20 protein-coding genes are annotated in these 22,526 nt (G+C 59.4%); 9 read left to right on the top strand and 11 right to left on the bottom strand.

Translation table 11 applies throughout. The annotated features are described in order from the left end of the window. Window positions 1-27: 27 nt before the first annotated feature. From JTP94_RS22505 to JTP94_RS22495, 3 genes are all read right to left on the bottom strand, one after another. Window positions 28-1,341: a M23 family metallopeptidase gene (locus JTP94_RS22505; protein ID WP_204852666.1), complete on the bottom strand. Its 1,314-nt coding sequence runs from the start codon at window positions 1,339-1,341 to the stop codon at window positions 28-30. A 115-nt stretch (window positions 1,342-1,456) separates the two neighbouring features. Beyond that, entirely contained in the window at window positions 1,457-2,287 is an 831-nt protein-coding gene (locus JTP94_RS22500) for a ferritin-like domain-containing protein (RefSeq protein WP_047638221.1), read from the bottom strand. A 4-nt stretch (window positions 2,288-2,291) separates the two neighbouring features. Beyond that, window positions 2,292-2,774: a peroxiredoxin gene (locus JTP94_RS22495; protein WP_204852665.1), complete on the bottom strand. Its 483-nt coding sequence runs from the start codon at window positions 2,772-2,774 to the stop codon at window positions 2,292-2,294. Window positions 2,775-2,904: 130 nt separating this feature from the next. Between JTP94_RS22495 and JTP94_RS22490 the strand changes: the two genes are divergently transcribed. Next, entirely contained in the window at window positions 2,905-6,324 is a 3,420-nt protein-coding gene (locus JTP94_RS22490) for a DUF3971 domain-containing protein (RefSeq protein WP_204852664.1), read from the top strand. Between the two features lie 183 nt (window positions 6,325-6,507). On the opposite strand, the gene JTP94_RS22485 is transcribed toward JTP94_RS22490, so the two are convergent. The 3 genes from JTP94_RS22485 to tyrS form a co-directional block, all read right to left on the bottom strand. Next, the gene (locus tag JTP94_RS22485; RefSeq protein ID WP_204852663.1) at window positions 6,508-6,957 is read right to left on the bottom strand and encodes a hypothetical protein; all 450 of its coding nucleotides are present in this window, start codon (window positions 6,955-6,957) and stop codon (window positions 6,508-6,510) included. A 251-nt stretch (window positions 6,958-7,208) separates the two neighbouring features. Next, on the bottom strand, window positions 7,209-8,099 hold the full coding sequence (locus JTP94_RS22480; protein ID WP_246755191.1) for a S9 family peptidase: 891 nt from the start codon (window positions 8,097-8,099) through the stop codon (window positions 7,209-7,211). A 186-nt stretch (window positions 8,100-8,285) separates the two neighbouring features. After that, window positions 8,286-9,542: a tyrosine--tRNA ligase gene (gene tyrS, locus JTP94_RS22475; protein ID WP_204852661.1), complete on the bottom strand. Its 1,257-nt coding sequence runs from the start codon at window positions 9,540-9,542 to the stop codon at window positions 8,286-8,288. Between the two features lie 209 nt (window positions 9,543-9,751). Between tyrS and JTP94_RS22470 the strand changes: the two genes are divergently transcribed. Beyond that, complete coding sequence (locus tag JTP94_RS22470) at window positions 9,752-10,270, top strand: GNAT family N-acetyltransferase (protein WP_204853074.1); 519 nt, start codon at window positions 9,752-9,754, stop codon at window positions 10,268-10,270. A 12-nt stretch (window positions 10,271-10,282) separates the two neighbouring features. On the opposite strand, the gene JTP94_RS22465 is transcribed toward JTP94_RS22470, so the two are convergent. Further along, on the bottom strand, window positions 10,283-10,960 hold the full coding sequence (locus JTP94_RS22465) for an alpha/beta hydrolase (RefSeq protein WP_034504875.1): 678 nt from the start codon (window positions 10,958-10,960) through the stop codon (window positions 10,283-10,285). Between the two features lie 233 nt (window positions 10,961-11,193). On the opposite strand from JTP94_RS22465, the gene JTP94_RS22460 reads away from it, so the two are divergent. The 7 genes from JTP94_RS22460 to sufA all read left to right on the top strand — a co-directional run bounded on the left by JTP94_RS22460 (window position 11,194) and on the right by sufA (window position 18,215). After that, on the top strand, window positions 11,194-12,360 hold the full coding sequence (locus tag JTP94_RS22460; RefSeq protein WP_204852660.1) for a cysteine desulfurase family protein: 1,167 nt from the start codon (window positions 11,194-11,196) through the stop codon (window positions 12,358-12,360). Between the two features lie 146 nt (window positions 12,361-12,506). Then, window positions 12,507-13,976 (top strand): Fe-S cluster assembly protein SufB, encoded by a 1,470-nt coding sequence (gene sufB, locus JTP94_RS22455; RefSeq protein WP_204852659.1) that lies wholly within the window; start codon window positions 12,507-12,509, stop codon window positions 13,974-13,976. A 71-nt stretch (window positions 13,977-14,047) separates the two neighbouring features. Next, window positions 14,048-14,803 (top strand): Fe-S cluster assembly ATPase SufC, encoded by a 756-nt coding sequence (gene sufC, locus JTP94_RS22450; RefSeq protein ID WP_204852658.1) that lies wholly within the window; start codon window positions 14,048-14,050, stop codon window positions 14,801-14,803. Between the two features lie 22 nt (window positions 14,804-14,825). Continuing rightward, the gene (gene sufD, locus JTP94_RS22445) at window positions 14,826-16,100 is read left to right on the top strand and encodes a Fe-S cluster assembly protein SufD (protein WP_204852657.1); all 1,275 of its coding nucleotides are present in this window, start codon (window positions 14,826-14,828) and stop codon (window positions 16,098-16,100) included. 15 nt (window positions 16,101-16,115) lie between these two features. Continuing rightward, the gene (locus JTP94_RS22440) at window positions 16,116-17,357 is read left to right on the top strand and encodes a cysteine desulfurase (protein ID WP_204852656.1); all 1,242 of its coding nucleotides are present in this window, start codon (window positions 16,116-16,118) and stop codon (window positions 17,355-17,357) included. An 11-nt stretch (window positions 17,358-17,368) separates the two neighbouring features. After that, on the top strand, window positions 17,369-17,749 hold the full coding sequence (locus JTP94_RS22435) for an SUF system Fe-S cluster assembly protein (RefSeq protein WP_034504882.1): 381 nt from the start codon (window positions 17,369-17,371) through the stop codon (window positions 17,747-17,749). A 76-nt stretch (window positions 17,750-17,825) separates the two neighbouring features. Further along, window positions 17,826-18,215, top strand: coding sequence for a Fe-S cluster assembly scaffold SufA (gene sufA / locus JTP94_RS22430; protein WP_204852655.1), 390 nt, complete (start codon window positions 17,826-17,828; stop codon window positions 18,213-18,215). A gap of 42 nt (window positions 18,216-18,257) precedes the next feature. Here sufA and JTP94_RS22425 read toward each other — a convergent pair whose 3' ends face one another. From JTP94_RS22425 to gcvH, 4 genes are all read right to left on the bottom strand, one after another. Beyond that, on the bottom strand, window positions 18,258-18,524 hold the full coding sequence (locus JTP94_RS22425; protein WP_037202314.1) for an addiction module antidote protein: 267 nt from the start codon (window positions 18,522-18,524) through the stop codon (window positions 18,258-18,260). A 1-nt stretch (window position 18,525) separates the two neighbouring features. After that, on the bottom strand, window positions 18,526-19,146 hold the full coding sequence (locus tag JTP94_RS22420; RefSeq protein ID WP_204852654.1) for an alpha/beta hydrolase: 621 nt from the start codon (window positions 19,144-19,146) through the stop codon (window positions 18,526-18,528). A gap of 148 nt (window positions 19,147-19,294) precedes the next feature. Beyond that, the gene (gcvP, locus tag JTP94_RS22415; protein WP_204852653.1) at window positions 19,295-22,159 is read right to left on the bottom strand and encodes an aminomethyl-transferring glycine dehydrogenase; all 2,865 of its coding nucleotides are present in this window, start codon (window positions 22,157-22,159) and stop codon (window positions 19,295-19,297) included. Beyond that, window positions 22,159-22,521 carry a glycine cleavage system protein GcvH gene (gcvH, locus tag JTP94_RS22410; RefSeq protein WP_047556651.1) on the bottom strand — a complete coding sequence of 121 codons (363 nt, stop codon included), beginning with the start codon at window positions 22,519-22,521 and terminating at the stop codon, window positions 22,159-22,161. Before gcvH ends, gcvP begins: the two co-directional genes overlap by 1 nt. Between the last annotated feature and the right edge of the window lie 5 nt (window positions 22,522-22,526).

Below are 22,526 nucleotides of genomic sequence, written 5' to 3'. Positions count from 1 at the left end.
GTTGCTCGTTTGTCACTATCCCGGCGGTTAAATCGCGCCGATACCGCTGATGTAACTTGCGAGTCTTGTACCGGCATTGATGAAATACATCGGGTCTATAGGGTGTCCATTTTCCCGGACTTCGTAGTGCAGATGCGTGCCTGTGGAACGCCCGGTGCTGCCGGCGAGGCCGATCGGGTCACCGGTGGCGACCTTATCGCCGACTTTGACAAGCACTTCCTCCATATGGCCGTAGCGCGTCGAGATGCCATCGCCGTGATCGATCTCCACCATATTGCCATAGCCGCCTGTCCAGCCCGCCGAAACGATCCTGCCAGGGGCCGTCGCCTTGATTTTTTCGCCGGGGCTGAAATGGAAATCGGTGCCGGGATGGAGAGCGAGCGTACCGAAGAAGGGATCCTTGCGATTGCCGAAGGGGCTGGTGACGAGCTTGCCCGGTGCTGGATTGCGGAAAGGCAGGCTTTCTGCCGCGCCACGCACCGTTTCGAGGCGTGTCAGCGCGGTATCGAGATCGGCCATGGACTGCTCGAATTGATCGACATTTTCCGGCGCCACATAGGGGCCGCCAACGCCGCCGTCGTCTTCGCTATCACTGACCGCGACCTCGTTCGGGACCTTGACCCCGACATTAGACATGATCGTCTGAATGTCGTTCGCCGTCCCGGATGCGTCCGCGGTGAGGTTTCGGATGCGCGTGAGCTGATCCTGTTCGATATGTTTCAGCGACAGCGTCACCTTCGAAAAGACGCGGTCGGCGCGATCGGCGACCGTTTCCGGGGCGGGGACGTAGGCGAGGGTGGAGTTGTCCGGGGTGACATCTGCGGGCTTGCCGCCGGAAAGAAGCTTTTCGATCGCCTTTGGCGCGGTCAGCTGCACATGCTCGTTCTTTGCGGCCGCCGCGTTCGCATCGGTATGTGGGCTTTTATCTGTGAGGCCCGAGTTTTCAGCCCTGTCGAGCAATGCATTGAGCTTGCCGCCGCGTGACGACAGCTGTTGCTGCTGCTCGATAAGCTTGTCGACTTTCTCTTCTACGACCTGCTGATCAAGAAGCTGGCGGGAGGTGACGCGATCGACCTGGGCACGCAGCGCGGCGATGCGATCCTCATAATCATATTGCATACGCGCCTGGCGGGCCATCGTAGCGCCGATCAGATCGTCGCGCAGGACGAGGTAGGACGTCGCCAGCAGGTAACCAATCGAAAACAGACCGGCGAGGCAGACGAACAGTGCCGCCATCCATGGACGCACGGTCATGTGGCGCACCGTCTCGCCACTTGCGAGGATGATGGTGTGACACCGCTGTTGTTTGCCGAAAACCCGGTTGTGAGGCTTTGCTGTCACCGAGAATCTCCCAATCGATGCTCTCAGGCACCCAATGGGAGTACAAGGGATTATGGTTAACGAATGCTTTCCGGGCGATTGTTAGAAAACGGAAAAGTTCTTTTATATTAGTATTTTAGGCGTTACTTGTGGATGTGAGCGAGCGGTAGAAGGAAGGAGTCAATCCAGCCTCGGCGCGGGCGATATCGTTGAATGGCGCCTTGAGCGAACCACGGAAGTTCGCGCGCACCAGTTCCTGAAACGCGCGGGCCGGATCGCGCTTTTCCCGCGCGCAGAGAAAACGGAACCATTTGGCGCCGACGGCGACATGACCTTTTTCGTCATTGTAGATAACGTCGAGCACGGCAGCACTTTCCATGTCGCCGGTTTCGCGCATCTTTGCCTGCAGGGCGGGCGTCACGTCGAGTCCTCTGGCTTCAAGGATCAACGGCACGACGGCGAGGCGAGCGGTGAGGTCAGTGCGTGTTGCATGGGCCGCCTGCCACAAGCCGTCATGGGCGGACAGATCGCCATAATCCGCGCCCAGCTCGCGCAGCCGGGTCCGCACCATCCGGAAATGCTTCGCTTCCTCGAAGGCGACCTGCATCCAGCCGTCGAAGAAGGAATTGGGAACCGGCTCAGTCGCAAAGCGTGCGACGATGTCGAGCGCAAGATCGACCGCGTTCAGCTCGATATGGGCGATGGCGTGCAGCAACGCGATGCGGCCCTTCAGCGTATGCAGCGAGCGCTTCTCCATATGCTTTGGCGGAACCAGCTCCGGCCGTTCGGGCCGCCCGGGTCGATCTGCCAGCGGCGGATCGAGTGGCGAACGCAATGACAGGGTGCGCGCAAACCAGCGCGTTGCCGATTCCTGGGCGAGCCCGGTCTTGCGATCGAGATCGGCGGAACGAATGGCGGCAATGGCGCCGCCGCGCAGCGAAGTGATCGTGTCGGGGTCGCCTGACATGCCGTCAAAGCTCCTTCGCCGCGGCCAGAACCTCTTCGGCATGTCCGGCTACCTTTACCTTATCCCATATCCTCGTGATGCGGCCGTCGGCGCCGATCAGAAAGGTCGAGCGCACGACACCCATATAGGTCCGGCCATACATGCTCTTTTCTCTCCAAACGCCATAGGCCATCGCCATCGTCTTTTCCTCGTCGGAGGCGAGCGGCACGGAAAGCGCGTGCTTCCTGACGAATTTATCATGGCTCTTCACCGTGTCAGGCGATATGCCGAGGATGGCAACGTCGGCCTTGTCGAAATCGGCTGCGAGCGCGGTAAAGGAAATCGATTCGGTCGTGCAGGCTGTCGTGTCATCCTTAGGGTAGAAGAACAATACCAGCGGTTTTCCGCCGAAATCGGCTAGGCGCACATGGCCGCCGCCATCGCGTGGCAGATCGAAATCGGGTGCCTTGTCGCCCACATTCGATACGATCGGGAAAACTTCCGTCATGGGAAAAACTTTCTTTTGCCGGGTTTTTAGACAATACTAAGGTTGAGCCATACATGCTGCTCAGGTATGCCGTCCACATGGGACGCAGCGTCACCAATAAAATTGCTGAGAATGAAAGGGACGCACAGGAGTGATCCGAGGCGAAAAGGTAAAATTCCGCAAAAAGGATCTCGTTTCACTCGATCATCTGCCTTCCGCCCAGGTCGATGATCCCATGATCGTGCATGTGCCCGAGCGTACCAGCCGCAATCGCTCGCATGTCTGGCATGTTTGCCGCATGACGCTGGTTTTCTTCACCTTTCTTGCCATCATCCTCGGAGCCGTCATCGCAACGATCGAAAGCGGCGTTTTCGATGAGCCGCTGTCTCAGAAAGCGCAGGTAGCCCTCGATCGGGCGATCGGCCCGCGCTACAAAGCCGAGGTCGGCGGAACCGTGATCCGCTTCACATCCGACATGCGGCTGGCTTTGGAAGCGCGCGACGTCAATGTGGTCGATCAGGAGAGCGGCAAGCATCTCTCGACCATGTCGACGGTGAATATGGAGCTTGATCCGTTCGCCCTCATCGAGGGTCGAGTAGAGGTCGCCAATGTGTCGGCGGAAGGCATAGCGCTCGATACTTCGTTGCTGCCTCAGGGAGATCCCGTCGATCTGACGGCGCTACGCGTGGATGCGCTGCCGCAGGCGCTTAAAGCTGCCTTCGACAATATCGACTTTCTGGAGCGATTCGTGCAGCGCGGCGGCACGAACTCGGTGCGTATTTCCGGATTTTCGGTGAAGCTGGCGCGTCAGGAAGGCGATCCGATCTCTCTGGTGGTCGATAGTCTCACCTTCGAGCGGGGCGGTCCGAATTCGTTGCATCTGTATGGGCAAGTCGCGGTCAACGGATCGGTGGCGAGCCTGGATGTAATGGCGGACCAACAGGAGGCTGGACGCAGTTCTTCATTGGTCGCGAAAATCTCCAATCTCGATCTCAAGCCGTTGACGATGGCCTATGATGCGAGTGGTACTCCGCGTCAGGGCCTCACGAGTTTCGCCGATGTGACGCTCTCGGCTGTCAGGGGTGATTCAGGTGCGGATCCTAAACTGGACACCGCCATCAACATTCAGCCCGGCGTGCTCTACATGGATCGTGACGCCCAGGATCTGACGCAGGCCAACATCAATCTCGCCTATAATTTCGATCACCAGACACTCGAGATTGCGCCGTCGACGGCGCAATTCGTCCACACCGTCGCGCCATTCTCCGGCGCGCTGATCGATCTCGACCGTGTAGACGCCAACGCGGGCAAAGGCTTCGGCATCGATTTCCTGATCAAGAATGGTACGGCAGCCTCATCGATATCCGGAGAGAAGCCGGTCAGCTTCGACGGCCAGGCGACAGGGCGCTTTCTGTCCGCGACCAAGGAATTCCAGTTCGACAATATCGGCATATCGACACCGCAAGGCGCCCTGTTCGGTTCGTTGCACATGAAGCTCGGCGACAGCTCGCCGGAAATCAGCTTCGGCGGCCGCGCGGACAAACTCGATACCACCGTGGTGAAACAGCTTTGGCCCTTCTGGATGGCTTCGAAGCCGAGAGTATGGGTCGAGAACAATCTCTTTGGCGGCTCGGTGACGAATGCGGTGATATCCGTGTTCATTCCAGCCGGAAGGCTGCGGGAGGCGGCGCAGACCGGCAAGCTGCAACTCGGCCAGAACGAGTTGCACATTGCGTTCGACATCGACGGCGCTCGCCTCAACGTGCCGGGCCAAATTCCGCCGCTCCGGGATACGAAAGCACATTTCGATCTGACCGGCCCGACGATGGTCATCAATATCGAGACTGCTACCTCATATTTCCCGACAGGCCGCACGATCACCTTGAACGATAGCCGCTTCTCGATACCGGCAACCTACGACAAACCGCTGATGGCGGAGCTTGCTCTGACAATATCCGGCACAGGCGACGCCGTGGGTGAATTGCTGACCTACAAACCGCTGGAGGTATTGCAACGGACGGAATTCAAACCTGAGGACTTCAACGGCAAGATCGTTGCCAAGGTCAATGCCCGGATCGGCCTGATCAACGACCAGAAGCCGCCGCCGCCGGATTGGCAGGCGAAACTGGAGCTCACCAATGTTGATTTGCTGAAGCCGATGAACAATCGCAAGATCGACAACCTGACCGGCGAGGTCGCGGCCGATCCGCAATCGGTGCACCTGCAAGCTCAAGGGCAGATCGACGGCATTCCCGCCCAGATCGATATGACCGAGCCGACCGACAGCAAATCGACCGTCAAGCGCAGCCGCGTCATTACTGCGACGCTCAGCGATGCTCAACGCAATGCCGTCATGCCGGGTCTTCGCGATATCATCGATGGGCCTGTCAAAGTGGAGCTGATGCGCATCGATGACGATCGCCAGGGCGTCAAGGTGGATCTCGGCAAGGCGGCGCTGACGGTTCCGTGGGTGGGGTGGTCGAAGGGCAGCGGCATTCCCGCAACCGCGCAATTCGAAGCGTCCGGACCGGATAGCCAGACGACACTCAAGAACTTTGCGCTCAAGGGCGATGGCTTCGGTGTCAGCGGCGATCTTGTGATCAGCAAGGGGAGCTTGTCATCCGCGAGTTTCGACAGCGTGAAACTCTCGGCCCTCGATGATTTTGCGCTGACGCTCAAGCGTGGCAAGGGTGGAGGCTATGACGTTTCGGTCTCGGGCAACTCGGCCGATTTACGACCGATCATGGCGCGGCTGAAGGCATCGTCGTCGGGCGGCGGGAAGAGCGACGACGACGATTCGGCAAGCGCGACGATACGTGTCAATCTCGACAAGGTCATTGGATTCAACGACGTATCGATCGGCAATCTCAAAGGTACCTATTCCATTGCAGGCGGCAAAACGACGGCGGTGGACTTTTCCGGCGTCACCCGCAGCGGAGAAGCTGTCGTCAGCCAGATGAGCAAGGGCAGCGGCGGCGGCACCATCCGCATCACCAGCGGAGACGCCGGTTCCGTTGCTCGCTTTGCCGATCTCTACAAGCACCTGAAGGGTGGCCTGCTCAATCTGTCCCTGCGCTCCGTCGGGCAGGACGACTGGGATGGATCGCTGGATCTCCGCAACTTCGCCATCGTCGACGAGAAGAAGCTTTCGACCATCGTTTCGACCCCGAGCGGCAAGAACGGCAAAAGCCTGAATGCCGCCGTGAAGCAGAATATCGATACGCGCTCGCAAAGCTTTGAGAGAGGCTTTGCGCGGCTGGTGATGCGAAATGGGTCGCTGTCGGTTGAGAACGGGGTTGTGCGGGGCGTGCAGGTCGGGGCGACATTCCAGGGAACGGTCAAGGACGCCAACGGCAAGATGGATCTGACCGGCACGTTCATGCCGGCCTATGGCCTGAACCGGCTGTTTGCGGAGGTGCCGATCGTAGGCTTCATCCTGGGCAACGGCAGCGACCGCGGCCTGATCGGCATCACCTTCAGGGTGACGGGTACGCTGGAGAAATCGAGCATCCAGATCAATCCGCTGTCGATCATCGCACCAGGGGTGTTTAGGCAGATCTTTGAGTTTTGATGGGCGGAGGAGCCTAACGCGGAGATCAATTTTGCCGCAACTCTTTACCCCTCCTTGGCATCAAATAGGAGGCCTTCAGGATGGTGCGAGTTGCTTCAGCTTAAGTTCTCGCAAGCAATGGTATTATGAACGGCAACCCGTTCTGGATGACGAACTCGGCCTAGTTGCGCATCCAAGCTTATATCAAACATTTCCATTTTTTTCTGAAATGTCATAAATAATGTCATGTATTGTTCTGTCTTCACTGAAATTTTCTAGCCAATCAAGCGTCTCCGCGTGGAGGCTATCGATAGTGAAATCCTTCAAGTTAACTGCGAAGCCCTGAGCTTTTTTGGCAAAAATGAAATACGTTTCGCTCTCATCAAAGGACGCCATCATGTCGTGGAGAAACGTTTCTAGAGCATATTGAGCAATCCTTACAGGTCTCTCTTCGTTGGATAAAGTATCCATATACTCGTGAAATGCAGCGTCAGATGGATGCTCTCGATTGGTGAGCTTGCGTTTTAGATTTCGAATCGTGATATCGAATCGCTTGGCAACTAAATGCCCAAGACCTGCGAGCAACTCTTTTCCATCTGGTTGTATCGGCGTCATTTTGAGACCTAAATTCTTCTGATTGCCATCTACAATCATTAGTTGTTTCGTTACTTTTGATTGCATGTTCGCGTAGACTTCGCAAAGTTTATGCTTTGTACGCAGAGGTGCAATTTCGATAAGGTCATCTGCATATTATCCGGTTGTCAAATGCGAACAACGTACCAGCATTTGGTGCACAAAAAGGCCGGCCGGACTAGAATGTGCTTCTTCTCGCCGAGCGACAGCTTGATAACGCCATCGGCGGTGACTTCGCCGCTGCTGATTAACCGCTTACGGCTGCGATCCCATCAAGGATTGAATTTCTTTAGCCACTCCAGCGTTGCTGGAACCATGTGGTTATCGATCACTTCCGGGCCGGTGAAGGCGCTGAAAACATGATCGGTGTCAAAGACGTCAAGGCGCTCTTCGCCATCGTGATAGTCCAATAGGGCCTGGCCGGAGGCCGGTTGCGGAGTGACGGTCGTGTCCTTGCTGCCAACAATGACTTGTAACGGGCCGGGGTAATGCGCGATCGCCGCGATGGTGCTGGTGGTCGGCATTTCCTTGAAGAAGGAAGCCTTCAGCGTAGTATCCGCGCCCCAAGGCAATTTGGCGGTGATCTCGGTGTCCGGCGGGCTGGTCAATCCCTTCGCAACATTGTCTGCGCCAAGGAGACCGCCGTAGGTATAGAGCGGCGTCACCACGGGTGCCCATAAGGTCACCGACTTGACCTCCGGTCGCGCCCTTGCCACATGGGCCGCGACGAGACCGCCCTGGCTCCATCCGAGGATCGATATCCTGGAGTTGTCTATCTTGTCGCTGGCCTTCAGCCAGTCCACAGCCGCGATGCCATCCTTGATTTGACCGGAGAAGGTGGTGTCAGCCCATTTTCCTTCGCTTTCGCCCGAGCCGCGAAAGTCGATCCTCAGGCTCGCATAGCCGCTTTCCGCAAAGAGCCGCGCGCTGCGTGAAAATACCCCGTCCTTGGTGTCCTTGATCGCCAGCTCATCGCGCGTGCCGCCGAAGCCGTGGAACATGACGACGACCGGGGCTTTGGGGTTGTTGTCGATGGTCGATAGGGTGCCGATGACCTTCTGCCCGTCGACATCAAAGGAAATTTTGGTCTCCGCCGCGGAAGCGAAACTTGCGATGGTCACCGCAATAAAGCACGTAAAACCCAGCCCGCATGCCTTCGTCATTCCAAGCATCTGATACCCTCAACGATCGCGATTTTGTAGATACGAACGGAGGCTAGTGAAGGCGGGCAATGCGGTCAAGGACAGGCACGTTGAGCCTATCACCTTGCGCGGAAGGTGGTTGCCGCCAGAAACAAGAAAGGCCGGCAGAATATGCCGGCCTTGCTCGCTTATATGCTGTGCAGCGGCTCAAGCCGCCGGGCGGATCAGGATGTGCTTCTTCTTGCCGAGCGACAGCTTGATGACGCCATCGGCGGTGACTTCGCCGCCGCCGATGACCTTGCGCTCGTCGCTGACGGCCTCATCGTTGATGCGTACCGCGCCGCCCTGAACATGGCGGCGGGCTTCGCCGTTCGAGGCGGCCAAGCCGGCGCGAACGATCAGCGACAGAAGGCCGATGCCCGCATCGATCTCCGCAGCGGGGATATCGACGGACGGCAGGTTTTCGGACAAGCCGCCTTCCTCGAAGGTCTTGCGTGCCGTCTCGGCTGCCTGTTCTGCTGCCGCCCGGCCGTGCAGGATTGCGGTGACCTCGGTCGCAAGGATCTTCTTGACTTCGTTGATCTCCGAGCCGGCAAGGGTCGAAAGGCGCGCGATCTCGTCCATCGGCAGCGTGGTGTAGAGCTTCAGGAAGCGCGAGACGTCGGCGTCCTCGGTGTTGCGCCAGTACTGCCAGAAGTCGTAGGCCGAGAGCAGGTCGGCATTCAGCCAGACCGCACCGGTCGCCGACTTGCCCATCTTTGCGCCCGACGAGGTCGTCAGTAGCGGCGAGGTCAGCGCGAAGAGCTGCTTTGTCCCCATGCGGTGACCAAGGTCGATGCCGTTGACGATGTTGCCCCATTGATCCGAGCCACCCATCTGCAGGCGGCAATCATAACGCTTGGCCAGTTCGACGAAGTCGTAGGCCTGCAGGATCATGTAGTTGAACTCGAGGAAGGACAGCGACTGCTCGCGGTCCAGGCGCGTCTTGACGCTGTCGAAGGACAGCATGCGGTTGACCGAGAAATGCCGGCCGACATCGCGCAGGAATTCGAGATAGTTCAGCGAGCGCAGCCACTCGGCGTTGTTGATCATCAACGCCTCCTTCGGGCCGTCGCCGTAGGTGAGGTAATTCGAGAAGCAGCGTTTGATCGAGGCGATGTTGCTTTCGATCGTGTCGACCGTCATCAACTGGCGGGACTCCTCCTTGAAGGAGGGGTCGCCGACCATGCCGGTACCGCCGCCCATCAGCGAGATGGCGCGATGGCCTGTCGCCTGCATCCAGTGCAGCATCATGATCTGGATCAGCGAGCCCGCATGCAAGCTCGACGCGGTTGGATCGAAGCCGATATAGGCGGTCACCGTTTCCTTGGCGAAAAGGTCGTCGAGGCCGGCTTCATCGGAAATCTGATGAATGAAGCCGCGCTCTTTCAGGGTGCGCAGGAAGTCGGATTTGAACTCAGCCATGATCTTGGTCTCTCGAAGCCGCACAAATGGAGCATGCGGCACAATCGCTGTTGTTGAACGTCGCGGCGCGTTTAGCATTGATTTGTGAGCGCGTCACCATTTTGGTTGGGTGCGGATGCCGAGTTTCAGCCGGCGTGGCTTGCCCGCTGGTGACTGCCATGGTTGAACATGAGCGCAGTTTCAGCAGGATCGGGAAAACAGGCACACAGATGAGCGACGCAATCATACTCGAAACGCCTCGCCTTGTTTTGACGATGTGGAACAAAGGCGATGCCGAGCTGATCAGGCAGCTGCATTCGACGATCGAGACGACCCGCTATCTCTCGGGAGCGGCGCCATGGACCTTGGAGAAGGCTGAGGAGCGGCTGAAAAGCTGGTTCGGCGAACACGCGCGCGACGGGGTGACCAAATACAAGATGCTGAGGCGGGACGACGGCCGCTTCATCGGTCGCGCTGGTTTTTCGCGATTTCACCAGGAAAACGGTCGCGGTGAATTCGAGCTCGGCTATTCGATTCGGAAAGACGCCTGGGGCAATGGTTACGCGACTGAGATCGCCGATGCGCTGGCGCAGTGGTTCTTCAAGCGTGGCCTGGCCAGGCAATTCATCGCCTTCACTCACCCGGAGAACGCGGCGTCGCAGCGCGTTCTGCGAAAGATCGGCATGCAGGATCACCCGCCGATGGTCATCGACGGGATCTCATGCCCAACGTTCAGAATGGCTCGGTAAGGGGCGTCTCTCTTACCGGATGCGCTTGGCGGCCGGCTCCGGCACCAGTTCGCCGTTCAGGCGACGATCGAGATAATCTTCGCATTCGCCCAGAAGCGTGTCGACCTGGCCGTTGAAGAAGTGGTTGGCGCCCGGCACGATCTTGTGCGTGATCAGGATGCCCTTCTGTGTCTTCAGCTTCTCGACGAGGCCGTTGACGTCCTTCTCCGGAGCGACCTTGTCCGCATCGCCGTTGATGATCAGGCCTGATGAAGGGCAGGGGGCGAGGAAGGAGAAATCATAGATATTCGGCTGCGGCGCGATCGACATGAAGCCTTCGATCTCAGGACGGCGCATCAGCAGCTGCATGCCGATCCAGGCGCCGAAGGAATAGCCGGCAACCCAGCAGCTTTTGGAATCGGGATGGAGGCTCTGGACCCAGTCGAGCGCCGATGCGGCATCGGAAAGCTCGCCTGCGCCGTGATCGAACTCGCCCTGGCTGCGGCCTATGCCGCGGAAGTTGAATCGGAGGGTCGTAAAACCGCGCTTCTGGAACATATAGAAGAGCTGGTAGACCACCTGATTGTTCATCGTGCCGCCGAACTGCGGGTGCGGATGGAGAATAATTGCGATCGGGGCGCTTTTTTCCTTAGAGGGCTGATAGCGGCCTTCAAGGCGGCCTGCGGGGCCGTTGAAAATAACTTCGGGCATTGATACTCCGGCTCTTCTTTTTCTGCGTTCAAACCCAACGGCACGCAGCAAGTTGACTTGACGAATGCGCTCATCTTTTCTAGAACGCAGTTTAGAACAATTCGAAACTTGATGCGGTGTTCCGCGCGTTGTGTGTTCAACGATTTATGGAACGTGTCATAAGGCATGCCCGGCTGAAATTTCAAGGAAAATGAGCCGGACGCAGCAAAGCAACGTCAGGCAGGAAGAAGATCATGGCGGCAACGCGCCTTTATCTCGACTGGAATGCCACCGCGCCGCTTCATCAGGCCGCGCGGGATGCGATGCTACGTGCGATGGATATTCAGGGCAACCCCAATTCCGTGCATGGGGAAGGTAGGGCGGCGCGTGCTGCCGTCGAGGCCGCGCGCCGGCAGGTTGCAAGCCTGACGGGTGCTGCGCCGGCCTATGTCGTTTTCACCAGCGGGGCCACCGAGGCGGCCAATATGGTGTTGACGCCGCAGTTTCGCATGGGGCGGACGCCGCTTGTTGTTAGCCATCTCTATATATCGGCTGTCGAACATCCCGCCGTGCGCGAGGGTGGCCGGTTTCCGAAGGATGGAATCAGCGAGATACCGGTGACATCGGCCGGCATGATCGATCTCGCGGCCCTTGAAGCGGTGCTTTCTGCCCATGACAAGGCGAGCGGGCTGCCGATGGTCGCTATCATGCTCGCCAACAACGAGACAGGGATTCTCCAGCCAGTCGACGAAGCGGCCAAGCTCGTTCAGGCGGCAGGCGGCATATTCGTCGTCGATGCGGTGCAGGCCGCCGGCAGGGTGGCGATCGATATCGAGGCGATCGGCGCGGATTTTCTGATCCTGTCGTCGCACAAGATCGGTGGGCCCAAAGGGGCCGGCGCGCTGATCTCGCGCGGCGAAGTGCTGATGCCGAAGCCGTTGATCCATGGCGGCGGGCAAGAGAAGGGGCATCGGTCCGGCACGGAAAACACGCTTGCTATCATCGGCTTCGGTGCCGCCGCCGAGGCAGCACTTGTGGACTTCGATGGCCGCAATGCCAGGATCGGCGCGTTGCGCGATCGGCTGGAAGCAGGCATGCGGCTTGCCGCGCCTGATATCATCATTCACGGCGAGGGCGGAGCGCGCGTGCCGAACACCAGCTTCTTCACGCTGCCGGGATTGAAATCCGAGACAGGGCAGATCGCCTTCGATCTCGAAGGCGTCGCCATTTCCGCCGGGTCCGCCTGCTCGTCGGGCAAGGTCGGCGAGAGCCATGTGCTTGTCGCCATGGGATGCGATCCGAAGCTCGGAGCGCTTCGGATTTCGCTCGGCCCCACCACGACCGAAGCGGACGTAGATCGCGCCATCGCGGCTCTTGCCCGCATCGCGGGCCGCCGCAAACTGGCGGGTGCCGCGGCCTGACGGCCACAATTTTGCGGAAACAGAAATTTCCGCTTGCCAAGTGGGCTGAAAAGTCCCCTTTGGCCGACTACATAGAGGGTAGACATAAGTCTGCCGCAACGTTGACAAGCTGCCGGACCTTGGATCCGGCGAGATTGGAGAACGAAATGCCTGCAGTCCAAGAAACGGTCGATCAGGTTCGCCAGATCGACGTGGACCAGTATAAGTATGGTTTTGAAACTACCATTGAAATGGACAAGGCTCCCAAGGGCCTATCCGAGGATATTATCCGCTTTATTTCCGCCAAGAAGCGCGAGCCGGAATGGATGCTGGAATGGCGTCTTGAGGCGTATCGCCGCTGGCTGACCCTGGAAGAGCCCACCTGGGCCCGCGTCGACTATCCGAAGATCGATTTCAACGACATCTATTATTACGCCGCGCCGAAGAGCACCTCCGGCCCGACCTCGATCGAGGACGTCGATCCGGAGCTCTTGAAGGTCTATGAGAAGCTCGGCATTCCCTTGCGTGAGCAGGAGATTCTTGCCGGCGTCAAGCAGTCGAGGATCGCCGTCGACGCGGTGTTCGATTCGGTCTCGGTCGTCACCACCTTCAAGGAAGAGCTGAAGAAGGCCGGCGTGATCTTCATGTCGATCTCGGAAGCGGTCCGCGAGCATCCCGATCTCGTGCGCAAATATCTCGGAACGGTCGTTCCGACATCAGACAATTTCTACGCGACGCTGAATTCGGCCGTCTTCACCGACGGCTCCTTCGTCTTCGTGCCCAAGGGCGTTCGTTGCCCGATGGAATTGTCCACCTATTTCCGCATCAACGAGAAGAATACGGGACAGTTCGAGCGCACGCTGATCATTGCCGAAGAGGGAGCTTATGTCTCCTATCTCGAAGGCTGCACGGCGCCGCAGCGCGATGAGAACCAGTTGCACGCTGCTGTCGTCGAACTCGTCGCGCTTGATGATGCCGAGATCAAGTATTCGACGGTCCAGAACTGGTATCCGGGTGACAAGAACGGCAAGGGTGGCATCTACAACTTCGTCACCAAGCGTGGCGATTGCCGCGGCCATCGCTCCAAGATCTCCTGGACGCAGGTCGAGACCGGTTCGGCGATCACCTGGAAATATCCGTCCTGCATCCTGCGCGGTGACGACAGCCGTGGTGAGTTCTACTCGATCGCCGTGTCCAACGGCCATCAGCAGGTCGACAGCGGCACCAAGATGATCCATCTCGGCAAGAACACGTCGAGCCGTATCGTATCGAAGGGCATCGCTGCCGGCGTCTCGCAGAACACCTATCGCGGCCAGGTCTCGGCTCACCGCAAGGCGTCGAACGCGCGTAACTTCACGCAGTGCGATTCGCTGCTCATCGGCGACAAGTGCGGCGCGCATACAGTGCCCTACATCGAAGCCAAGAATTCGACGGCGCAGTTCGAGCATGAAGCCACTACGTCGAAGATTTCCGAAGATCAGCTGTTCTATTGCCTGCAGCGCGGCATCCCGACCGAAGCAGCGATCGCTCTGATCGTGAACGGCTTCGTCAAGGAAGTCCTGCAGGAACTGCCGATGGAATTCGCCGTCGAAGCGCAGAAACTGATCGGCATCTCGCTGGAAGGCAGCGTCGGCTGACGCTCGCATAAAAAAACTAGTTTTGGCGCGCCAGGCGCGCCGTACGTCCATTCCTTCGTTAGGATTCTACAATGCTTGAAATCAAGAACCTGCATGCCCGTATCGCCGAAGACGGCACCGAGATCATCCATGGCCTGAACCTTACGGTGAAGGCGGGTGAAGTCGCCGCCATTATGGGCCCGAACGGCTCCGGCAAATCGACGCTGTCCTATATCCTCGCCGGCCGTAGCGACTACGAAGTCACCGAGGGCGACATCCTCTACAACGGCGAGAGCATTCTCGAGCTTGACGCCGCAGAACGTGCCGCCAAGGGTATTTTCCTTGCCTTCCAGTATCCGGTCGAAATCCCCGGCGTTGCCACCATGCAGTTCCTGAAGGTGGCGATGAACGAGCAGCGCAAGGCGCGCGGCGAAGACGAGCTGACGACGCCGGATTTCATACGCCGCGTCAAGGACGCCGCCGGCAAGCTGCAGATCAACATGGACATGTTGAAGCGCCCGCTTAACGTCGGCTTCTCCGGCGGCGAGAAGAAGCGCGCGGAAATCCTGCAGATGGCGCTGCTGCAGCCACAGCTTTGCGTGCTTGATGAAACCGACTCCGGCCTCGACATCGACGCGCTGAAGATCGTCGCCGATGGCGTCAACGCGCTGCGCTCTCCGGATCGCGCCGTTGTTGTCATCACCCACTACCAGCGCCTGCTGGATTACATTATTCCGGACACCGTTCACGTCCTCTACAAGGGCCAGGTGATCAAGTCCGGCGACAAGACGCTGGCGCATGAACTCGAAGCCAACGGCTATGCCGACATCATCGGGGCTGCGGCCTGATCGGGGCGGAAAGGATACGTCGATGAACATTCAGACGACGAACCGCCTGACATCAGCCGAGACGGCGTTGATCGAGGCGTACAACGACCAGCTTGGCGACCTGCCGGGTGACGGCGAGGTCTTCGCCGTCCGCGATCGCCTGCTTGATGATCTCAAGACGGCGGGCCTGCCGACGCGTCGCATCGAGGCCTGGCATTACACCGATTTCAAGAACCTGCTGCGTCTGGTTCCGAGCGACATCGGCAAGGGCCTTGCGGAAGCTTTGCCGCCGACGGTCGAAGGATCTCCGGTCCTTGCCATTCTCCAGGGCAAGGCGAGCGAGAAGGCTGCCGTCAAGGGGCTGACGATCGGCCGCTATGCCGATAGCCTGATCAGCGGCACGGCCGCCGCCGGTCTGGAAGCACTCGACAAGGACGATGCTATCGGCCGCATCAATGCCAGTTTCGTGCGCGACGGCTATGTCATCGATTTCCCCGATGGCACCGAACTCGACGCACCTCTGGAGATCCAGTTCGTTCACGCTGGCGGACAAATTCACAGCCGCCTTCCGGTGTCCTTCGGTGCTGATGTCAAGGCGACGGTCATCGAGCGTCACCAGGCTGTCGAAGGTGCTGCCGCGCTCGTCTCGTCGGTAAGCGAAGTCAAGATCGGCGAGCGGGCCGAAGTGACCTGGATCATCCTGCAGGAGCAGGGCAGCGAGGATACGCATCTCGGCCAGATCCGCATCGATCTGGGCACGGACGCCAAGCTGAGGCTGTTCGTTATCAATGCAGGCGGCAAGCTGGTGCGCCAGGAACTGTACATCAAAGTGACGGGCGAGGGCGCCGATCTGACGCTGCGCGGCATTAACCTGCTCGGTGGCGATACGCATACTGACGTGACGATGGTGCTTGGTCATGACGTTCCGAACACCGGATCGACGGAAGTCATCCGCAATGTCGTGTTCGACCGAGCGCGCGGTGTCTTCCAGGGCATGATCCGGGTCGCACCGGATGCGCAGAAGACCGATGCCAAAATGGCCTGCAACACGCTGTTGATGTCCGACGATGCAGAATTTTCGGTCAAGCCGGAACTCGAAATCTTCGCTGACGACGTGCAGTGCGGCCATGGCGCCACTGTCGCCGATATCGACCGCAACCATCTCTTCTATCTGATGGCCCGCGGCGTTCCGGAGAACAAGGCCCGCGCCATGCTGGTCAACGCCTTCGTGGCCGAGATCGTCGAGGAACTGGAAGACGAAGCCCTGGTCGAGGCGCTGGAAGGCGTTATCTCTGCCTGGCTGGAAAAGCACGCCTGATTGGAGGCAAAGCTCGTGGACAAGATCATGCCTGCAACGGCCTATGACGTCGAAGCTATTCGCCGGGATTTCCCGATCCTGGCGAAGACGGTGCATGGCAAGCCGCTTGTTTATCTCGACAATGGCGCATCGGCGCAGAAGCCGCAGGTCGTCATCGATGCGATCTCGCATGCCTATTCAAGCGAATATGCCAATGTGCATCGCGGCCTGCATTTCCTCTCCAATGCCGCGACCGAAGCCTATGAGGCAGCGCGCGAAAAGGTGCGCCGTTTCCTGAATGCGCCGTCGGTGGACGATATCGTCTTCACGAAGAATTCGACCGAGGCGATCAACACGGTCGCCTATGGCTGGGGCATGCCGAAGCTGAGCGAAGGCGACGAGATCGTCGTCTCCATTATGGAGCATCACTCCAACATCGTTCCCTGGCACTTCATTCGTGAAAGACAGGGTGCAAAGCTCGTCTGGGTGCCTGTTGACGACGAAGGCGCCTTCCATATCGAGGATTTCGAGAAAAGCCTGACGGAACGGACCAAGCTCGTCGCCATTACCCATATGTCGAATGCGCTCGGGACCATCGTTCCGGTGAAGGAAGTCTGCCGCATCGCGCATGAGCGCGGCATTCCGGTGCTGATCGACGGATCGCAGGGCGCCGTGCACCTGCCTGTCGACGTGCAGGATATTGATTGCGACTGGTACGTCATGACCGGTCACAAGCTCTATGGTCCCTCCGGCATCGGCGTTCTCTACGGCAAGAAGGAGAGGCTCGCCGAGATGCGGCCTTTCCAGGGCGGCGGCGAGATGATCTTCGATGTGACCGAGGAAAACGTCACCTATAACGATCCGCCGCATCGCTTCGAAGCCGGCACGCCGCCGATCGTGCAGGCGATCGGGCTTGGTTTCGCGCTCGACTACATGGAGAGCATCGGCCGAGAGGCGATCGCCCGACATGAGGCCGATCTTGCTGTCTACGCGGCGGAGCGGCTGCGGGATATCAATTCGCTGCGAGTTTTCGGCACGGCACCCGGAAAAGGTGGTATCTTCTCCTTCGAACTCGCGGGTATCCACTCCCATGACGTGTCGATGGTAATCGACCGTCAGGGGGTTGCGGTGCGCGCGGGGACGCATTGCGCCCAGCCGCTCTTGAAACGCTTCGGCGTTACCTCCACATGCCGTGCATCGTTCGGCCTGTACAATACGCGCGCCGAAGTGGATGCTTTGGCGGATGCGCTGGAATATGCGCGCAAGTTCTTTGCCTAAGGAGGCAAGCAATGTCACTCGACGAAAGCGAACAGAAGATCGATGTACGCGAAGGGATCGTGCATTCCAGCATTCCCGAGGGTGAGCTGGCTCGCCTCAGCGACGACATCATCGCCGCGCTGAAGACTGTCTACGATCCGGAAATTCCGGCCGATATCTTCGAACTCGGTCTGATCTACAAGATCGATATCGAAGACGACCGCATGGTGAAGATCGTCATGACGCTGACCGCGCCCGGTTGCCCGGTTGCCGGCGAGATGCCGGGCTGGGTCGAAAACGCTGTCGGCGCCGTTGAAGGCGTCTCCGGCGTCGACGTCAGCATGACCTTCGATCCGCCGTGGAGCGCGGACCGCATGTCGGAAGAAGCGCAAGTGGCCATCGGCTGGTATTGAAGCTTTGGGCCGCCGGCTTTACATTAAGACTCGAAGCGCCGGATCTTGACCCCGGTCGCGGAAGGAGAATGAGCCCATGGGCTTTGCAGTGATGACTATGACCGATACCGCGGCTGCGCGCGTAAAGGCGATCGTCGAGAATTCCGGGTCCGATGCCAAGGGCGTTCGCGTCGGCATCAAGAAGGGCGGCTGCGCAGGGATGGAATATACCATCGACCTGGTGGCCGAGCCGAACCTGAAGGACGACCTGATCGAGCACGACGGCGCCAGGGTCTGGGTCGAGCCGTCGGCCGTGCTTTATCTGCTTGGCACCGAAATGGGCTTCGAGACCACGACCTTGCGTTCGGGCTTTACGTTCACCAATCCGAACCAGACATCTGCTTGCGGCTGTGGCGAGTCCGTCGAACTGAAGCCCGCCGATCTTGCCGCCTTGGCGGCGCAACGGCAGGCCGTCCAGCCCGCTTAAAGCGGATTTTGTCGTTATTTCACTTCAGAGCGTGTTGGATTCTCAATGTGCGGCCGGCACCGGCGTCAGCTTGAGGCCGAGTGCCTTGACGACTTTCAGGATCGTCGCGAATTCGGGATTTCCCTCGCCGCTGAGGGCGCGATAGAGCGCCGAGCGGTTCATGCCGACATCCTTGGCAAGCTTGCTCATATTGCGCGTACGCGCCACTTCGCCCAAAGCCCTGGCAATGGAGGACGGATCGTCGGTCTCAAAGGCGGCTGCGATATAGCTGTCGGGATTATCCGTATCGAAGGGATTTTCCTCGTTCATTTCATATGCCTTTCCGTGTAAGCCAGTCGCGGATGATGTCGGCCTCGTCTTGATGGAGGCCATGATCGGTTGGCAGCACAAGAGCGCTGACATCCGCGCCGGCGTTTGCAAATTGTTGTTTGACGAGATCCGCGTCGCCGGGCTCCCGGCGTTGATCGTGCTCGCCTGCGGTGATCAGGATCGGTAGCGCCGGCATCGACGCAAACTCTGCACCCGGCGCTGGCGAAAGAGGTCGCATCAAAATAGCAGCTAATGCGAGCTCGGGCTGCCGCCGAAGGATCGATGTTGCCATGATGGCGCCATTGGAGAAGCCGAGCAGAACAGGCGGCTGGGCGAGCAGCTTTCGCTCTATCGCCGCTCTAATGAAACGACAGAGCCTCTCCGTCTGCCTGTCCAGATCGACATGATCCAGGCCGCGGTCAGGATTGCGGCGAAAGAAGGCGAACCCTCCTTCCCAGTCGATAGCACCGCGCAGAGCCATATACGGGCGCTGCGAGCCAATCGCATCCGCAAGCGGGACGAAAGAGGCCTCATCGCTGCCGCTGCCATGCAGCAGAAGCAGCGGGGCTGAGGAATGCTCCGCTCGCCCAGTGATGAAATGAAAATCCGGCTGTTCCGGCATAGTGTCTGACTTCCAGGGCCTATCGACGCGTCATAAAAAACGCCGCGCATCCGTTGGGACGCGCGGCGTTTTCATAGACAAGTTTCGCAATAGATTTATGTCTGTTGTCAGCGAAGCGACTGAACCGCTTCGCTTTTTCGCAAAAGGCCTATTCAGCCGCCTCGGCGTAGGACTCTACGGGCGGGCAGGTGCACACCAGATTGCGGTCGCCGTAGACATTGTCGACGCGATTGACCGGCGACCAGTATTTGTCGACGCGGAAAGCGCCAGGCGGGAAGCAGGCCTGTTCGCGGGAATAGGGCCGGTTCCATTCGCCCACGAGGTCTTCCACCGTATGCGGCGCGTTCTTCAGCGGATTGTCGGTCTTGTCCATCCGGCCCTCTTCGATGGCGCGGGCTTCCTCGCGGATCGCCAGCATCGCCTCACAGAACCGGTCGAGTTCGGCCTTGGTCTCCGATTCGGTCGGCTCGATCATCAGCGTTCCGGCAACCGGCCAGCTCATGGTCGGAGCGTGGAAGCCGCAATCGATCAGGCGCTTGGCGACGTCATCGACAGTAACGCCGGCGCTGTCGACCAGCGGACGCGTATCGATGATGCATTCATGCGCCACGCGTCCGGTCTTCGACTTGTAGAGCACGTCGTAGGCGCCCTTCAGCCTGGCGGCGATATAGTTGGCGTTGAGGATCGCCACCTTGGTCGCCTGCGTCAGCCCTTCGCCGCCCATCATCAGGCAATAGCTCCACGAGATCGGCAGGATGGAGGCCGAGCCGAAGGCTGCTGCCGAAACCGCGCCGCTGCGCCCGTCCGTCTCCGGATGGCCGGGCAGGTGAGACGCCAGATGCGCCTTGACGCCGATCGGGCCCATACCGGGACCGCCACCGCCATGCGGGATGCAGAAGGTCTTGTGCAGGTTGAGGTGGCTGACGTCGGAGCCGATGTCGCCGGGGCGGGAGAGGCCGACCATGGCGTTCATATTGGCGCCGTCGAGATAGACCTGGCCGCCGTGCTTGTGCACGAGATCGCATATCTCCTTCACCGTCTCCTCAAAAACGCCGTGCGTCGAAGGATAGGTGATCATGCAGCAGGAGAGGTTGTCGGCATATTGCTCGGTCTTGGCGCGGAAATCGGCCATGTCGATATCGCCGTCGTCGCTGACCTTGACGACCACCACCTTCATGCCCGCCATCTGCGCCGAGGCCGGGTTGGTGCCATGGGCCGAAGTCGGGATCAGGCAGATATCGCGATGACCCTCACCATTGGCGATATGGTAGTTGCGGATGGTGAGCAGGCCGGCATATTCGCCCTGCGCGCCGGAGTTCGGCTGCATGGAGAATGCGTCGTAACCGGTCACGGCACAAAGCTTCTCCGTCAGATCATCGATCATTTCGCGATAGCCGAGTGCCTGATCGGCTGGAACGAAAGGATGGATGTCGGAGAATTCCGGCCAGGTGATCGGCAGCATTTCGGCCGTAGCGTTGAGCTTCATCGTGCAGGAGCCGAGCGGGATCATCGAACGGTCGAGCGCCAGATCGCGGTCGGAAAGCCGCCGGATGTAGCGGGTCATCTCGCTTTCCGCGCGGTTCATGTGGAAGATCGGATGCGACAGGTATTCGCTGGTGCGCAACAGGCTCTTCGGCAGGCGGTAGGACGGCTCGAAATCGGCGATGCGGAAATCGCCGCCGAAGGCACGCCAGACGGCTTCCAGCGTTGCCGGGCGCGTGCGCTCGTCGAGGCTCATGCCGATCTTCGTCTCGCCGACCTTGCGCAGGTTCACACCCTCGGCGACGGCAGCACGCAGGATCAGACCCTGCATATGGCCGACCTCGACCGTGATCGTGTCGAAGAAGTTTTCCGGCTCGACGGCATAGCCGAGCTTTTCCAGCCCCTTGGCCATCAGGACGGCCTTCTGGTGGACCTGCTGGGCGATGGCCTTGAGGCCCTGCGGACCGTGGAACACGGCATACATCGAGGCCATGACGGCGAGCAGCACCTGTGCCGTGCAGATATTCGACGTCGCCTTTTCGCGGCGGATATGCTGTTCGCGGGTCTGAAGCGACAGGCGATAGGCACGATTGCCGCGCGCGTCGACCGAGACGCCGACAAGGCGGCCGGGCATGGAGCGCTTGTAAGCGTCCTTGACCGCCATGAAGGCCGCGTGCGGACCGCCATATCCCACAGGCACGCCGAAGCGCTGGGAGGAGCCGATGGCGATATCAGCACCCATTTCGCCGGGCGATTTCAACAGCGTCAGCGCCAGCAGATCAGTTGCGACGACGGCGATGGCGCCCGTCTGATGCAATCTGGAGATCAGCCCGCTGAAGTCGTTGAGGTGACCATGCGTGCCTGGATACTGGAAGATCGCACCGAAGACATCGACCGGATCGAGGTCGGTGAAGGGATTGCCGACGATGACGGTCCATCCAAGCGGCTCGGCTCGGGTCCTGATCAGGGCGATGGTCTGTGGATGGCAATCGGCATCGACGAAGAAGGCCTTGGCCTTCGATTTCGCGACGCGTTCCGCCATCGCCATGCCTTCGGCCGCGGCGGTCGCTTCATCGAGCAGCGAGGCATTGGCGACATCGAGACCTGTGAGGTCACTGATCATCGTCTGATAGTTCAGCAGCGCCTCGAGGCGGCCCTGGCTGATTTCCGGCTGGTAAGGGGTATATGCGGTGTACCAGGCGGGATTTTCGAGGATATTGCGCTGGATGACCGGCGGCGTGATCGTGCCGTAATAGCCCTGGCCGATCAGCGAGACGAGAACCTTGTTCTTGTTTGCGGTCTCGCGCAGCTTGTCGAGCGCCTCGCGTTCCGTCATCGGTGCGCCCCATGCAAGCGGCGCCTTCTGGCGGATGGCCGGCGGCAGCGTCGCATCGATCAAGCCGTCGAGACTTTTGTAGCCGATCACGCCAAGCATATCGGTCATCTCCGAGGGAGACGGGCCGATATGGCGGCGATTGGCAAAATCGTAGGGCTGGTAATCGGTGAATGTGAATTCCGTAGGCGTCGTCATTATCCGATCAGCTCCTTGTAACCGGATTCATCAAGCAGACCATCAACATCGCTCACGTTCTTCAGCTTCAGCTTGAAGAACCAGCCCGCACCCATGGGGTCGGAGTTGACGAGTGCCGGATCGGCGGTGATGGCTTCGTTGACCGCGGTGATTTCGCCGTCAAGTGGACAATAGACCTCGGAAGCTGCCTTGACGGATTCGACCGTTGCCGCATCGTCGCCCTTGGAGAAGCTGGCGCCGACTTCGGGCAGTTCCACGAAAACGAGATCGCCGAGCTGTTCGGCGGCGTGCGCCGTGATGCCGACCGTCGCGACATCGCCATCGATGTTCAGCCATTCATGTTCTTCGGTGAATTTCAGCATGGATA

The sequence above is a fragment of the Martinezella lusitana genome (genome assembly GCF_016901135.1).
In the GTDB taxonomy this organism is placed as follows: Bacteria; Pseudomonadota; Alphaproteobacteria; order Rhizobiales; family Rhizobiaceae; genus Rhizobium; species Rhizobium lusitanum_D.
This window is presented reverse-complemented; position numbering and strand designations above follow the sequence as displayed.

Coding starts and splice junctions, on each gene's coding strand:
- JTP94_RS22500 (WP_047638221.1), bottom strand. CDS start 2,287: ATGTCAGGCGACCCCGACACGATCACTTCGCTGCGCGGCGGCGCCATT.
- JTP94_RS22495 (WP_204852665.1), bottom strand. CDS start 2,774: ATGACGGAAGTTTTCCCGATCGTATCGAATGTGGGCGACAAGGCACCC.
- JTP94_RS22485 (WP_204852663.1), bottom strand. CDS start 6,957: ATGATTGTAGATGGCAATCAGAAGAATTTAGGTCTCAAAATGACGCCG.
- JTP94_RS22480 (WP_246755191.1), bottom strand. CDS start 8,099: ATGACGAAGGCATGCGGGCTGGGTTTTACGTGCTTTATTGCGGTGACC.
- tyrS (WP_204852661.1), bottom strand. CDS start 9,542: ATGGCTGAGTTCAAATCCGACTTCCTGCGCACCCTGAAAGAGCGCGGC.
- JTP94_RS22470 (WP_204853074.1), top strand. CDS start 9,752: ATGAGCGACGCAATCATACTCGAAACGCCTCGCCTTGTTTTGACGATG.
- JTP94_RS22465 (WP_034504875.1), bottom strand. CDS start 10,960: ATGCCCGAAGTTATTTTCAACGGCCCCGCAGGCCGCCTTGAAGGCCGC.
- JTP94_RS22460 (WP_204852660.1), top strand. CDS start 11,194: ATGGCGGCAACGCGCCTTTATCTCGACTGGAATGCCACCGCGCCGCTT.
- sufB (WP_204852659.1), top strand. CDS start 12,507: ATGCCTGCAGTCCAAGAAACGGTCGATCAGGTTCGCCAGATCGACGTG.
- sufC (WP_204852658.1), top strand. CDS start 14,048: ATGCTTGAAATCAAGAACCTGCATGCCCGTATCGCCGAAGACGGCACC.
- sufD (WP_204852657.1), top strand. CDS start 14,826: ATGAACATTCAGACGACGAACCGCCTGACATCAGCCGAGACGGCGTTG.
- JTP94_RS22435 (WP_034504882.1), top strand. CDS start 17,369: ATGTCACTCGACGAAAGCGAACAGAAGATCGATGTACGCGAAGGGATC.
- sufA (WP_204852655.1), top strand. CDS start 17,826: ATGGGCTTTGCAGTGATGACTATGACCGATACCGCGGCTGCGCGCGTA.
- JTP94_RS22425 (WP_037202314.1), bottom strand. CDS start 18,524: ATGAACGAGGAAAATCCCTTCGATACGGATAATCCCGACAGCTATATC.
- JTP94_RS22420 (WP_204852654.1), bottom strand. CDS start 19,146: ATGCCGGAACAGCCGGATTTTCATTTCATCACTGGGCGAGCGGAGCAT.
- gcvP (WP_204852653.1), bottom strand. CDS start 22,159: ATGACGACGCCTACGGAATTCACATTCACCGATTACCAGCCCTACGAT.
- gcvH (WP_047556651.1), bottom strand. CDS start 22,521: ATGCTGAAATTCACCGAAGAACATGAATGGCTGAACATCGATGGCGAT.